This window comes from Planococcus sp. TJ-307, from assembly GCF_058268435.1.
Genome location: NZ_JBZDOJ010000001.1, coordinates 506293 through 520434 on the forward strand (window position 1 = coordinate 506293; position 14142 = coordinate 520434).

Here is a 14142-nt window from a genome sequence, read left to right on the forward strand (position 1 = left end):
TGGGGTTATAATTAGTTGAAGCTGTGGAAAGTTACTTTTATACAGAGTATTGGATCAGACAAAAACTGTGGTTTTTAGCTGTAAAATGCGTTACTTCCGAAAGATTTGTACTATAATAGTACATAGTGAACTTTATAGAAACTGAGAATTTATAGAGAGAAGGAAATTGAATGGGACGCAAATGGAACAATATCAAAGAGAAGAAAGCATCCAAAGATGCCAATACAAGCCGGATTTACGCAAAATTCGGACGTGAAATATATGTAGCTGCCAAACAGGGCGAACCGGATCCGGAATCAAACCAAGCATTGAAAGTGGTTTTGGAGCGTGCAAAAACCTACAGCATTCCGAGAGCAATCATTGACCGGGCTGTGGAGAAAGCTAAAGGCGGCTCGGAAGAAAGCTATGACGAATTGCGCTATGAAGGATTCGGGCCAAGCGGCTCTATGGTGATCGTAGATACGTTGACAAATAACGTCAACCGTACCGCATCAGACGTCCGTGCGGCGTTTGGAAAGAACGGCGGCAACATGGGAGTCAGCGGATCTGTTGCTTACATGTTTGACCATACGGCAGTGTTCGGAATCGAAGGAAAAACTGCTGACGAAGTGTTGGAACTGATGATGGAAGCGGATATCGATGTCCGCGATATCCTGGAGGAAGAAGACGGTGTCATCGTCTATGCTGAACCAGACCAATACCATTTGGTGCAGGAAGCATTTAAAAATGCAGGAATCACTGAGTTTACAGTAGCAGAATTGACCATGCTTGCTCAAAATGAATTGCCGCTTCCGGAAGATGCGCAGGCACAGTTCGAAAAAATGATTGATGCTATCGAAGATTTAGAAGATGTTCAACAGGTCTACCATAACGTAGACTTAGGTGAGTAGCATCAAGAGAAGTTTTGATTAAATCAAAACTTCTCTTTTTTATGGATGGAATTCTGATAATTAGAAATTTGGCTTGTAATTCAAAAAAACAATGCCTATACTAGCTTTGAATCTATAGAAGAATCAGTTTGGTTAAAAATGCAAGGGCTCTCATTTGTGCAAAGATTTTCATCCGAAAACATATTGGGAAATTGGAGGAAAGCAAATGTTGAAAGAATTATCACCAAAGGCCGAAGAGTTGCGAAAGAAATTAATCAAATTTATGAACGACTATGTTTATCCGAATGAATCAACTGTCGAAAAATACTTGCAGGAAGCAGAGGACCGGTGGACGATTCCGCCGATTATCGAAGAGCTAAAGGAAAAAGCGAAAGAGCAAGGCTTATGGAATTTGTTTCTGGATCATCCGGAATATGGAGCAGGATTGTCAAACTATGACTACTCCCATTTATGCGAGATCATGGGCCGTTCTTTGATTGCGCCAGAACTGTTCAACTGCAATGCGCCAGATACGGGCAACATGGAGGTTTTTGTAAAATACGGAACTGAAGAGCAGAAAAAACAATGGCTGGAACCTTTGCTGCGTGGGGAAATCCGGTCCTGCTTCTCAATGACAGAGCCTGCAGTCGCTTCTTCTGATGCTACTAATATCCAAAGCAGCATTGTCCGTGACGGCGACGACTATGTCATCAACGCGAAAAAATGGTGGACAACCGGAGCAATGGATCCCCGCTGCAAAATTGCGATTGTGATGGGAAAAACAGATCCAAATGCAGCAAAGCATCAACAACAGTCGATGATCTTGGTTCCATTTGATACGCCTGGAGTAGAAATTATCCGTCCGTTGACGGTCTTTGGCTATGACGATGCACCACAAGGACATGCCGAAGTCCATTACACCAATGTGCGAGTGCCAGCTTCCAATATGCTGTTGGGCGAAGGGCGTGGATTCGAAATTGCACAGGGTCGTTTAGGACCCGGAAGGATTCATCATTGCATGCGCGCCATTGGAGCTGCTGAACGAGCACTGGAGCTGTTGTGTGAACGCGCTGATAGCAGGGTAGCGTTCGGATCCACCTTAGCAGAAAAAGATGTTATTAGAGAGATTATCGCTGAAAGCCGGATTGAAATTGAACAGGCGCGTCTGTTGACTTTGCATGCTGCTCATAAAATTGATAGGGAAGGCGCCAAAGCAGCACGCAAAGAAATTGCGATGATCAAGATTGCAGTACCCCGGGTTACACTGAATGTCATCGATCGCGCCATGCAAGTTTTCGGGGGTGCCGGTTTAACGGAGGACTTCCCATTGGCAGCTCACTATGCTTATGCTCGAACGCTTCGGTTGGTTGATGGTCCGGACCAGGTTCATCTGCGTGATGTTGGGCGTCTGGAACTGAATGATCAGTTGAAAGAAAGTTCCAAAGTGACATAAAGAACAACACTGGTTAAAAATTATAAGCTCCCTATTTATCGATAAACAAAGTAATAAAGAAAATATCCAAGACTGTGTCTAAACGTCATGCAAATGGCTTTTGAGATGCAGTCTTTATTTGTGTAGCATGAATCTCTCTAAGCATAATAGTTTACTCAATATACCCCTAGTGGTATATTGAGGTTAATAAAAAACTGAAAGGGATTGATGAGATGTTATTGCGATATTTCTACGACGAAAATTTAGCGCACGCTTCATATGTAGTAGGCTGCCAAGCAACGGGGGAAGCGGTAGTAATAGATCCAATGCGTAATATTGTGGCTTATGAAGAGCTTGCTGCCAAAGAGAACCTAAATATTGTAGGCGCTCTTGAAACGCATATTCACGCTGATTTTGTATCGGGATCGCGTGAATTAGCCGCTCGTTTCGGTGCTACTTTGTATTTGTCCGATGAAGGCGACGCAGAGTGGAAATATCAGAACATCAATCATCTAAAACATCAATTATTGAAGGATGGAGACCAGTTCAAGGTCGGAAATCTTGTGTTTGATGTGATGCATACGCCAGGCCATACACCTGAAAGCATTTCGTTCTTGTTGACGGATCGCGGCGGTTCGGCAGATAAGGCAATGGGTATTTTCACAGGAGATTTCGTATTTGTAGGAGATGTGGGAAGACCTGATTTGCTTGAAAAAGCAGCAGGCATGAAAGGAACTTCCGAAGCAGGAGCAAAAGAGTTATTCAAATCACTCGAACGCTTTAAAAAATTGCCTGATTATCTTCAGGTGTGGCCAGCACACGGAGCAGGAAGTGCCTGCGGCAAAGCGCTTGGCGCCGTGCCTTCCACTACTGTCGGGTATGAGAAGTTGTTCAATTGGGCTTTGCAATACGAGGATGTTGAGGCCTTCCGGAAAGAATTATTAGATGGACAGCCTGAACCGCCCTATTATTTTGCGGTTATGAAATCGGTCAATAAAACAGGTGTGGAACTATTGAAGGATCTTCCTGAGCCCAAATTAGTCGAGTCAGTAAAAGAACTGGAGGCATTAATTGCAGATGGTCAGCAAGTTCTGGATTTGCGTCCTGCATCTTCATTTAGCAATGGCTACATTTCAGGAACCATCAATATTCCATTTAATAAATCGTTTGCCAATTGGGCAGGATGGATTGTGGATTACAAAAAACCGCTGTACCTCTTGCTGGAGCCCCAATTTCTGAATGAGGTGCTAGAGGTCTTGCATTCAATTGGGATCGATGATATAGCCGGCTATGTGGATGCCGAAAAGGCGATCAATGAAGCAGCGCAACTGGATTCATACAAAAACGTCTCTCCGGAACAGGCAAAGCAGATGATCGAGGATGGAGAAGGCTATGTACTCGATGTTCGCAGCCAAACCGAGTATGATGAAGGACATATCAAAGACTCTGATCATATTATGATAGGCACCTTAAAAAATCGGTTAGATGAAGTCGAATCGGACAAAACCGTAATCGTCCAATGTCAGGCGGGCGCACGTTCAGCGATTGCAGCGAGCATTCTCAAAGCAAATGGCTTCGACAACCTAGTGAATCTCACGGGCGGCTATTCAAAGTGGAAAGAAGAAATACTGGTTTAGTGAATAGGAAAGATAGTTAAAATTTAGATTTAACTGATATAAAAGAAGGAGAAATAAAATGATTACAAGTGTCTTAGTGATTGGAGTACCGCTTTCTTTAACCGTTTACGGAGCATATAAACGGTATATTCCAGTTGCCGGATTAAAACAGGAGCAGCTCGATCACCTGGATGACAAATCCTTTGCTTTGCTGGATGTCCGAGCTTATAATGTGTCCGATAAAAAAACAGTTCCAGAAGCTTTTAAGCTTCCGATTTCATATTTTACGAGAGGGTATCAGGAAATACCAAAGAAACCGCTCCACCTAATCGCCGAAACCGAGCTGGAAAAAAACTTGGCAGCTCGCCTGCTTCGTCAAAAAGGATTTCATGTGGCAAGTTATAGTTTAATAGGACAAAAAAGACTGGGCAATTTGGATAAGGCTTGTTGTTAAGCTGAAACCTATGTAAATGGATATTCATTTACATAGGTTTTTTCTATTGCGAAAAAATATTTTATTTAGAATACCCAGTAGATTTGGTGAATTAATTAAAGCTTGTACCAAACAGATACTTTCCTATAAAATAGTTTTTATGTCTAGAAACGAAAGAGGGAACTGAATGAAGAAGCCTGGATTAACTGTAAAAGTACTAACTGGACTGGTCTTGGGAGCAATTGTTGGTTTACTGATCAATCTATTCGCACCCAATTCATTTGAAACGTTGAATACATACTTATTTGTGCCGCTTGGCCAAATATTTTTAAGTTTAATTAATATGCTCGTTGTTCCGCTCGTATTGTTTTCTATTATTTTGGGAACTGCGGGACTGGGCGACCCAGCCAAGTTGGGGCGGATCGGCGTTAAAACGGTCAGTTATTTTCTAGTGACTACCACCATTGCGATTCTAATTGGATTGTCTTTGGCAGCAGTTATTCAACCGGGTCTTGCAGGTGACTTCGACCTGGCAGCAGCAGAGTTTGAAACAGAAGAAGCACCATCTGTTGGCGAAACTTTGTTGAATATGATACCAACGAACCCCATTGCCTCTTTGGGTGAAGGCAACATGCTGCAAATTATTGTGTTTGCTGTCTTTATCGGCTTGGCATTAACAGCGCTTGGCGAAAAAACCAAAGGCTTGGTTCATTTGTTTGAACAAGGCAATGACGTCATGATGTACTTAGTAGGCATTGTCATGAAGTTTGCTCCATACGGCACGTTTGGTTTGATTGCTACAGCTGTGGGTTCTCAAGGGTTCTCAGCCATGAAAGCAATGGGCTCTTACATGCTAGTTATTGTGGCGGCCCTTTTAATTCATGCGATTTTCACGTATGGAGGAACCGTAAAGTTTTTAGCGAAGAAAAGCCCAATCTGGTTTTTCAAAAACTTTGCACCTGCAATGAGTGTTGGTTTTAGTACATCGAGCAGCACGGCGACTTTGCCGATTTCGATGGAAGTGGCGCAAGACAAGCTGGGTGTGCCAAAGTCTGTCAGTTCGTTCGTGCAGCCTTTGGGGGCTACAATCAATATGGACGGAACAGCTATTATGCAAGGGGTAGCGACAATGTTCATTGCACAGGCTTATGGCATTGAATTGTCTGCGGTAGATCTGGCGACAGTCGTCTTGACGGCCGTACTCGCAAGTATCGGTACAGCTGGTGTTCCGGGTGTTGGACTCATCATGCTGGCCATGGTATTGAGCAGTGTTGGACTTCCTCCTGAAGGAATCGGCCTTGTCATCGGGATTGACCGTTTGTTGGATATGACACGAACAGCTGTTAATATTTCAGGCGATGCTGCATGTGCAGTTTATGTGGCAGAGACAGAAAAAGACAGAGACGAACGATTGGAAAATATGAATGCATAAATAAGAAAAGTTCCCACAATTTTGTGGGAACTTTTCTTGAAGGAATAGAAATATTTGTCTTCAACTATTATTAAATATAACTCTCGTCATTCTCTGTGCAATGTCGATTGTTTCTTTCTCTGTTATACTTTTATGAAAAGCAGGAACAGGGGGCCAACGTATGAGGGATGTATGGACAGTAAAGTATGGTGAACATGCGATTCGCGTCGTTACTACATGGACCAATCAACAACTATTTGTGGATGGGGTATTACAGGATGAACAAGTAGGACTGCATTTGTCTGCCCGTTTGTTTGGGAAAATAAAAAATGGAAACAACGAATTTGAAAAAATTAAGGTATCAATCGGATTGGGTTTTTGCATGATGGAATGCCGTATTTTTGTAGGAGACAGCTTAATTTATACGACAAAACTGCAAACAGGCGGATGAGCTCAAGGTACTGGCATCAGATCCAAGCAATTGAATATTTATTAGATTTAGTAGAAACGGGAAGCTCACAAGCTTTCCGTTTTTTTCTTTGCAATCCACCACTAGCACTAACGGGTGCTGGTATTCCGTCAGAAAGTTCTGTATGTTTGGTATAGACAAATTTTACAAACGGGATGATTCCTGAAATCTTTAGTATCCGTAGAGGAGAAGTTCGATCTAAATGTACTGAAAAAGGAGAGAAACAAATGAAGATTTTTGACACACATTGCGATGCACTGCTGAAGCTGCAGGTGGCGAAACGCAATGCGTTATTCAAAGGAGAATTGCTGGACTATCAAAATTCACGTGAATTAGATACCAATTTTGAACGTCTGCAGGTTGGGGGTGTTAAAGTTCAATTCTTCGCAGTCTTTGTCCACCCGGAATTGCCATCTGATGAAAAATGGCAGCATGCACTAGAACAAATAGACTTGTTTTACAGTGAGATTCTGGGTAAAAATCCATTAATGATACATATTAAAAACTGGCAGGACATTGACCGATTAAAAGTACATGAAATTGGCGCTGTGTTGACCCTGGAAGGAGCAGATGCGTTCGGCAATGACTTAATGAAACTGCATCAGTTGTATCGGTTAGGCGTGTTATCGATTGGTTTGACCTGGAACAATGCCAATCTTTGCGCAGATGGTGTCGGCGATCCGAGGGGCGCCGGTTTGACGGTATTCGGAAAAGAAGTGGTCCGCTTAAACAATGAACATCACGTATTTACTGATGTATCGCATTTGTCGGTAAAAGGATTTTGGGAAGTTATAGAACTGGCCGACTACCCGATTGCGAGCCACTCCAATGCGCGTGCGCTTTGCGATCATCCACGTAATCTCAACGATCAGCAAATTCAGGCGATGTTCGCCAATAAGGGCATGATCGATGTGGTGTTCTATACGCAATTTATCAATAAAGATAGCGAGCAGGCGACCATCGCAGATTTGATTCGTCATATCGATCATCTTTGTTCGCTCGGCGGAATCGGTCAAGTCGGCATCGGATCCGATTTTGACGGGATATCTTCTTATATTACAGGACTCAGTAATGCCTCGGAATTCCCGAACTTGATCAATGAGCTGCAGAAGCATTATACAGAAGCGGAAGTGGAAGGGTTTGCGTACCGCAATTTCCTGAAACATCGCCCAGGAATGTAAGTCAGAAAGAAAAGGATGGATAAGATGACAAAACAAAAAGTAAAAGAAGTATTCGGTAAAAATGCCGAAAAGTACGTAGCCAGTGACAGCCATGCTAAAGGGGATGATTTGTCCAAGCTCGTCGAATGGCTCGAGCCGGAGAAGGTGTGGACGGTCCTTGATATCGCAACCGGTGGGGGACATGTAACAAAAACAATTGCTCCTCATGTGGGAACAGTGTTTTCTACAGATTTGACGGAAGAGATGTTGGAGAATACAGCGAAGCATTTACGGCGCAGCTTTGATAACATCCACTACGTGTTGGCCGACGCTGAAGCGTTGCCTTTTTTAAAAGACACCTTTGATGCAGCCATTTGTCGAATTGCACCTCACCATTTCCCCAACCCGGAAAGATTTATCGCAGAAATGTCGCGTGTCTTAAAGAAAGGCGGCCGTTTCATCCTGATCGACAATGTCGCCCCCGCTGATTCAGAGCTGGCTGAATTTATGAACAAGACAGAAAAACTGCGGGATGACAGCCATTCGCGGTGCCTTACAAAAGAGGAGTGGACTTTGCTGCTGCAGGAAAACGGAATGGTGGAACGAAAGTCTGCCGACCGCCGGAAAACATTCGATTATCCATCGTGGGTAGAACGCACGACTGAAAATGACGAACAGGTAGAGCGAGTTTCTCTGCATTTGCTCAACGCAGAGGAGAAGGCTGCTGATTATTTTGCGATAAAAGTCCAGGAAGGCAAGGTTCAAACCTTCACCATTGATGAATGGATGGCGCTATATGAAAAAATGGATTGACTAATAGATAAATTTAAAACAAGCCCCTCACCAAATTGGTGAGGGGCTTGTTGGTTTAATAATTGTTCATAGATGACTCAGTGTTTTTCGCTTCTTTTTGGTTTGTTTCGCTTTGTGCAACAGGATCAGACGAAGCTCCTGCTTTCGCATTTCTTCTTCTGTGGAGAATGGCATTAATTTCAGCCCCAATTACCAAAATCAGGCCGGTCAGGAAGAACCATAACATCAGAACAATAAGTCCTCCAAGGCTGCCATATGTAGCAGAGTAGCTGCCGAAGTTGGATACGTAGAATGAAAAACCGAGTGAAACGACTTGCCACAATACTGTTGCGATTACTGCTCCAACAATAACTTCTTTAAATGGGAAGTGTTTGTCAGGAGCAAATTTGTACATGAATGCCAAAACAATACTCATAACTGAGATGGAAATCACCCAACGCAAAACTTGGAAAATGATTTCAGTCTGCTCAGGAAGGCTTAGGGTCGTTTTGATCAAATCGATAATTGCACCACCGAATATCGGCAAGATCAGCGCAACAATGACAGCAACTAACATACCAAGCGTTAAAATAATGGCTGTTGCTTTCAGTTTGATGAACGAACGAGTTTCTTCAATGCCGTAAGCCTGGTTGGTGGCATTGATAAAAGCAGTTAACGCGTTAGAAGCGGACCAAAGTGTACCCAAAATACCAAATGTCAACAGACCGCCTGATGGAGTCGTAACAACGCTGACGATTGTGTCCTCAAAAGTTGAAGCTACTTCTCCCGGGAGAATGGTGCCGATAAAATCTACGGCTCTCTGCGGGTCGATCTGAAGGTAAGGCAGGATAGCCAACAGCAAGATCAATAAAGGAACGATAGCTAGAAGATAGTAATAAGCTTGTGCTGCTGCAAGGGTTGTTGCATTATCTTTCTTGAATTCACCGCCAAGTTCTTTGGCGAAGTCTACAGATTTACTCATGTGACAACCTCCTTTTTTTCTATATTGGTCACTCTTTATATGCCCCGTTGTGCCGCCTGCTAATCCTAAAATGATAAACAAACGCCTATTATATTTGCATATAAAAAAGAGTGGCCATCCACAGGCCACTCTTTTCACTATGATTTTGGCAGCAAATCGCAGGCCACTTTTAAAATATGATGATTCTCCATTTCAACGATGGACCATTGGCAATCTTCTTTGATAAAGCGATCCCCGGTCTCGGCTTCAATTAGCTGATGCTGAATCCAACCGGCAATTGTATCAATATCTTCACTGTCTTCAAATTTAAAGCCAAAGCGTTCCTCCAGATCTTTTAAACGGACACGCCCACTTAAAAGGTAACGCGCATCGCTTTCTTTCACTATTTCTTCGTCTTCGTCTTCATCAAATTCATCACGGATTTCTCCGACAATTTCTTCCAATATATCTTCCATCGTAATCAATCCCGAAGTGCCGCCGTATTCATCAATGACCAAGGCGATGTGTGTACGCTCTTTTTGCATTTTCACCAAAGCACTTTGAAGCGGTGTTGTTTCGTGGAAATAAGGGAGATCATGGATAAGTTCCGACATTTCAAACTGTCCGTTAACGGCATAATGTGTCAATACTTCTTTGGCGTTGATAAAGCCAATCAAATCGTCCTTATCGCCGTCCCTCGCAATGGGGTAGCGTGTAAAGCGATGTTCACGGATTTCAGTCAAAAGTTCATCATTCGTCAAATCGTCTGAGAAGGCAACCATTTGAGTGCGTGGAATCATGACGTCTTTGGCACTGCGTTCGTCAAAAGCAAAAATATTCTGCATGTAAGACAACTCAGTTTGGTTGATTTCTCCACTTTGAAAGCTTTGGGCCATGATGATTTTCAAATCTTCCTCAGAATGGGCTTGTGATTCTTTGGCTGGTTCTACACCAAAAATCCGCAGAAGGACACGAGCTGCACCATTTAGAATAAAAATGAATGGATACACGAGCTTTCCAAATCCATACAGAAAAGGTGACAGCAACAGCGTCATGTGTTCAGAGAACTGAAGAGCTAATGATTTCGGTGCCATTTCTCCAAAAACGACATGGAGAAAAGTTACCAGTGAAAAAGCCAGCGCAAATGAAATGACAGTAGACGCTGCAGAAGGAACATCGAGCATTTCGAACAAAGGACGTAAAAGCCTTTCGACGGTTGGCTCGCCCAACCAACCCAATCCAAGGGCACTGATGGTAATGCCGAGCCGACATGCGGACAGGTAATAGTCAAGATCACTGGTGATCTTTTTGACCAATACAGCTTTTTTATTTCCTTCATCAATCAACTGGTCGATGCGCGACATCCGGACTTTAACGACAGCGAATTCCGAGCCGACGAAAACAGCCGTTAACGCGATTAATAAGAAGAGCAGTGCTAAATTCAATATCAGTATGGGGTCCAATAAATTCCCTTAATTAAGGGATTCACCTCCGAAAGTATTTCTTGGTGTTAAATTTACCATAATTTGACCGTGAAATATAGAGCGGAGACTAGTGCTCAGCAATGATTTGGCGTGTGATTTCTTTAACATCAATAGCCGTATCTTCATTAATTACATCATCGAGCATGACATTTTTAAAGTACCCAACGCTAGCAGGCAATGGAAGATCCAGCAGTTTCGTTAATGCAACTCGGTACATGACCACAAATTCCTTGTCGGTATTGCCGCGTTTCAACTCTGCAAAGGCCTCGTAAAACTGATCCAACTTGTCCGCCATCTCAAGCAGTCTTCCTTCAATGGTTGCATCTTTTCCTTCTTTCATGCGATTAAAAAAGACTTCACGAAATTCTTCGGGTATCTCCCGAAGAATGAACTTCTCCATCATGCCTTCTTCTACTTTTGCGATCATTTCCTTTAACTCGGGTGAAGCATACTTGACGGGTGTTTTAATATCGCCAATAAACACCTCAGCAAAATCGTGGTTAATGGTTTTTTCATATAATGATTTCCAATCGATTTCACGGCCTTCACGTTCTTCGATCGTGGCAAAGAACATCGCGTACTGGCTTACTTTCCACGAATGGGCTGCAACATTATGTTCTTCGAATTTAAACATGCCCGGTGCCCGAATAATTCTTTCCAAATCATTCAATGAAGTAAAAAAACGGTGAATGCCCATAATGACGCCTCCTTGTGATTGGGTTAAACTAAACAAGTATTAATAATCAAAGATGCTATCTTCAGCATACATGATTTTTAGTATAATAAAAATGACAATGATATCGCGCGATAAAGGAGAAGGAAAGTATGACAGGCAAGACTCACATCATAGGAGGCGTAGCAGCAAGCCTTGCATTTGCACAAATCACAAATTACGAACCGGTTCTCTTATTGGGAGCGGGCGTAGTGGGCTCACTCATTCCAGATATTTGCCACGGCAGCAGCAAAATTGGCCGTGCTTTGCCAATCATATCTAAACTTATTAATGGTCTTTTCGGTCATCGCACATTTACGCATAGTTTGCTGTTCTTAATTATTATTGCAGTTCTGCTGCATAATTTTATGCCTATCGAAGATATTTCGGCCGGATTGTTGGTAGGAATGGCCAGTCATATTGTATTGGATATGGCGACCAAAAGAGGGGTTAAACTGTTTTTTCCATTGAAATGGAATGCTCGTTTCCCATTGACAGCTACAACTGGAGGTACTTCAGAATACCTGGTTTTTGCCATTTTGTCGCTTCTTTGTGTCTATTTCGGATACGGAGTAATCTTTTCACTGTAAACGTTTTACTCTTTGACAGAAGGGAAGTGTACAAGTACACACTTAACTAGGAGGAATGATTTTATGTCTAACAATGATTTTTCTAAGGACGCAAATCCGCAAAGCAGCCACAACCGGAGACAGCGTGAAGAATTTGAGAGCATTGATCAGGAGTCAAGAGAAGACGGCAGGAAGATGGACAAGAGGGGCGCCCATAGCAATACAGGAGTCGGCGATGAAAAAAACCAAATAGGCGAATCCGAAGAAAAGTAAGATGGAAAGCCGAGTAGATAAAAAAACGATTAAAACCAGGAGCGGGAAGCTCTTGGTTTTTTATTTTAAAAAGGTAAAAAAATCCATCTTATTCTGTCTTGTTAAACATGATATTAACAGGTACACTAATAAAGATAATTATTGAAAAATTCTTTTTTTTAAGACAATGGAGGGATCAAATGATTTCAGCAACATGGAACTGGATGTGGGAAAAGCATGATCAGGCAAAAGATACATTTCGTCTGTTTACCAACCCAGGGTCCGGTATACCCGATGACCGCGATCGGGCAGAAGACGCCGGATCCTATGACGAACGCAAGAAAAACCGCAGTTACAATACCCCTCAATTAATCGGTCTGTTTCTCGGACCACTGCTCTTCATTTTAACCTTGCTATTTTTTAATCCCGATGGGCTGCCTCCTGAAGCGAAAGCGATACTGGCCAGCACAATCTGGATTGCTACTTGGTGGATTACGGAAGCGATTCCGATTCCGGCCACATCGCTCTTGCCGATTGTTCTATTTCCAATGACTGGCGGACTAGATGTAAGCGCTACAACTTCTTCGTATGGCAACGACACAATCTTCCTGTTTATGGGCGGATTTATGATTGCCTTGACTATGGAGAAATGGGATTTACATAAGCGAATTGCTCTTACAATCATCTCCTTGATTGGGACCAATACGGAACGTATTATTCTTGGCTTTATGGTTGCCACTGGATTTTTGTCCATGTGGATTTCCAACACAGCAACGGCGATGATGATGGTGCCAATCGGCTTAGCAATCATCTATCAAGTATCAGATGCATTGAAGGACGACCCTTCAATTGATACTACAAAAGAAAATTTCGGCTTTGGTAAAGCCCTTATGCTAGGGATTGCTTATTCCGCTTCACTAGGCGGAATTGCCACTCTGATCGGAACTCCACCAAATACGTTATTGGCAGGTGCGGTCAACGAAATTTATGGAATTGAAATTACGTTTGCACAATGGATGATGTTTGGTGTGCCATTAGCTTGGATTTTCATTTTAGTCGCCTGGGTTTACTTGGTGAAAATTGCTTATCCGCAAAAGTTGAAAAACTTGCCGGGCGGCAGTGAAGTAATCTATCAACAAAAAGCAGACTTGGGGAAACCCTCGTATGAAGAAAAAGCTGTCTTCGTCGTTTTTGTAGCTGTAGCACTCGCTTGGATCAGCCGTTCGTTTGTTCTAGATGCTTTTGCGCCAGACTTGGAAATGACAGATGCAATGGTTGGATTGATCGCTGCAATGATCCTATTTATCATTCCTTCAAAAAACAGAAAAGGCGATCACCTGCTTGATTGGGCGACAGCCGTGAAGTTGCCTTGGGGAATTTTGCTGCTGTTTGGCGGCGGATTGGCGATTGCAGCTGGTTTTACAAACTCCGGTCTGTCTGAATGGATCGGCAATCAATTGATCGGGCTGCAAGGTGTTAATGTCTTGATTATTGTCCTCGTAGTGGCTGCACTCGTATTGTTCTTGACTGAAATCACGTCCAATACAGCAACCGCTTCAATGATGTTCCCAATCATGGCATCTCTTGCAGTTGCTCTCAGCATTCATCCGTATGCATTGATGGTGACTGCTGCAGTAGCGGCATCGTGTGCGTTCATGCTGCCGGTCGCTACACCTCCGAATGCCGTTGTCTTTGGTTCTGGATATTTGAAGATCTCAGACATGGCAAAAGCGGGATTAGCTCTTAATTTATTCGGTATTTTCTTTGTCGGACTTGCGGTATTCTATTTCCTTCCGCTTGTTTGGGGAATTGACTTATTGTCGATACCACCTGAATTTCTTGAGTAAAATTTAATCATTAGCAAAAAGCAGGCTCACCTTCCGGTTAAGCCGTTCAGTTTTGAATCGCAAAAACCGAAATAACCACCTAAATAGACTACCTTTTAGCACCTATTTAGATAGCATTTTATAACACTAAAAAAC

14 protein-coding genes are annotated in these 14142 nt (G+C 42.9%); 11 read left to right on the top strand and 3 right to left on the bottom strand.

Translation table 11 applies throughout. From position 1 onward, the window contains the following. Nucleotides 1-170: 170 nt before the first annotated feature. The 8 genes from AC4EHK_RS02480 (at nt 171) to AC4EHK_RS02515 (ending at nt 8203) form a co-directional block, all read left to right on the top strand. A complete protein-coding gene (locus tag AC4EHK_RS02480; RefSeq protein WP_490977215.1) occupies nt 171-890 on the top strand; it encodes a YebC/PmpR family DNA-binding transcriptional regulator in 720 nt (239 codons plus the stop codon). A gap of 205 nt (nt 891-1095) precedes the next feature. Beyond that, a complete protein-coding gene (locus AC4EHK_RS02485; RefSeq protein WP_490977216.1) occupies nt 1096-2322 on the top strand; it encodes an acyl-CoA dehydrogenase family protein in 1227 nt (408 codons plus the stop codon). A gap of 212 nt (nt 2323-2534) precedes the next feature. Beyond that, on the top strand, nt 2535-3938 hold the full coding sequence (locus tag AC4EHK_RS02490; protein WP_490977217.1) for an MBL fold metallo-hydrolase: 1404 nt from the start codon (nt 2535-2537) through the stop codon (nt 3936-3938). 58 nt (nt 3939-3996) lie between these two features. Next, the gene (locus AC4EHK_RS02495; protein ID WP_490977218.1) at nt 3997-4371 is read left to right on the top strand and encodes a rhodanese-like domain-containing protein; all 375 of its coding nucleotides are present in this window, start codon (nt 3997-3999) and stop codon (nt 4369-4371) included. A 166-nt stretch (nt 4372-4537) separates the two neighbouring features. Then, a complete protein-coding gene (locus AC4EHK_RS02500) occupies nt 4538-5782 on the top strand; it encodes a dicarboxylate/amino acid:cation symporter (RefSeq protein WP_490977219.1) in 1245 nt (414 codons plus the stop codon). Nucleotides 5783-5942: 160 nt separating this feature from the next. Then, a complete protein-coding gene (locus tag AC4EHK_RS02505) occupies nt 5943-6212 on the top strand; it encodes a hypothetical protein (RefSeq protein ID WP_490977220.1) in 270 nt (89 codons plus the stop codon). Nucleotides 6213-6457: 245 nt separating this feature from the next. Further along, complete coding sequence (locus AC4EHK_RS02510) at nt 6458-7411, top strand: dipeptidase (protein WP_490977221.1); 954 nt, start codon at nt 6458-6460, stop codon at nt 7409-7411. A 15-nt stretch (nt 7412-7426) separates the two neighbouring features. After that, nucleotides 7427-8203, top strand: coding sequence for a class I SAM-dependent methyltransferase (locus AC4EHK_RS02515; RefSeq protein WP_490977222.1), 777 nt, complete (start codon nt 7427-7429; stop codon nt 8201-8203). Between the two features lie 55 nt (nt 8204-8258). Here the strand turns inward: AC4EHK_RS02515 and AC4EHK_RS02520 are convergent, their stop codons facing one another. The 3 genes from AC4EHK_RS02520 to AC4EHK_RS02530 all read right to left on the bottom strand — a co-directional run bounded on the left by AC4EHK_RS02520 (nt 8259) and on the right by AC4EHK_RS02530 (nt 11324). After that, complete coding sequence (locus AC4EHK_RS02520; protein WP_490977223.1) at nt 8259-9164, bottom strand: YihY/virulence factor BrkB family protein; 906 nt, start codon at nt 9162-9164, stop codon at nt 8259-8261. A gap of 137 nt (nt 9165-9301) precedes the next feature. After that, a complete protein-coding gene (locus AC4EHK_RS02525) occupies nt 9302-10606 on the bottom strand; it encodes a hemolysin family protein (protein WP_490977224.1) in 1305 nt (434 codons plus the stop codon). A gap of 88 nt (nt 10607-10694) precedes the next feature. Beyond that, nucleotides 10695-11324, bottom strand: coding sequence for a YfbR-like 5'-deoxynucleotidase (locus AC4EHK_RS02530; protein ID WP_490977225.1), 630 nt, complete (start codon nt 11322-11324; stop codon nt 10695-10697). A 128-nt stretch (nt 11325-11452) separates the two neighbouring features. Between AC4EHK_RS02530 and AC4EHK_RS02535 the strand changes: the two genes are divergently transcribed. The 3 genes from AC4EHK_RS02535 to AC4EHK_RS02545 all read left to right on the top strand — a co-directional run bounded on the left by AC4EHK_RS02535 (nt 11453) and on the right by AC4EHK_RS02545 (nt 14007). After that, nucleotides 11453-11929 (top strand): metal-dependent hydrolase, encoded by a 477-nt coding sequence (locus AC4EHK_RS02535; protein ID WP_490977226.1) that lies wholly within the window; start codon nt 11453-11455, stop codon nt 11927-11929. A gap of 63 nt (nt 11930-11992) precedes the next feature. Continuing rightward, nucleotides 11993-12181, top strand: coding sequence for a hypothetical protein (locus AC4EHK_RS02540; protein WP_490977227.1), 189 nt, complete (start codon nt 11993-11995; stop codon nt 12179-12181). 179 nt (nt 12182-12360) lie between these two features. Then, nucleotides 12361-14007 (top strand): SLC13 family permease, encoded by a 1647-nt coding sequence (locus AC4EHK_RS02545; protein WP_490977228.1) that lies wholly within the window; start codon nt 12361-12363, stop codon nt 14005-14007. The last annotated feature ends 135 nt before the right edge of the window (nt 14008-14142 follow it).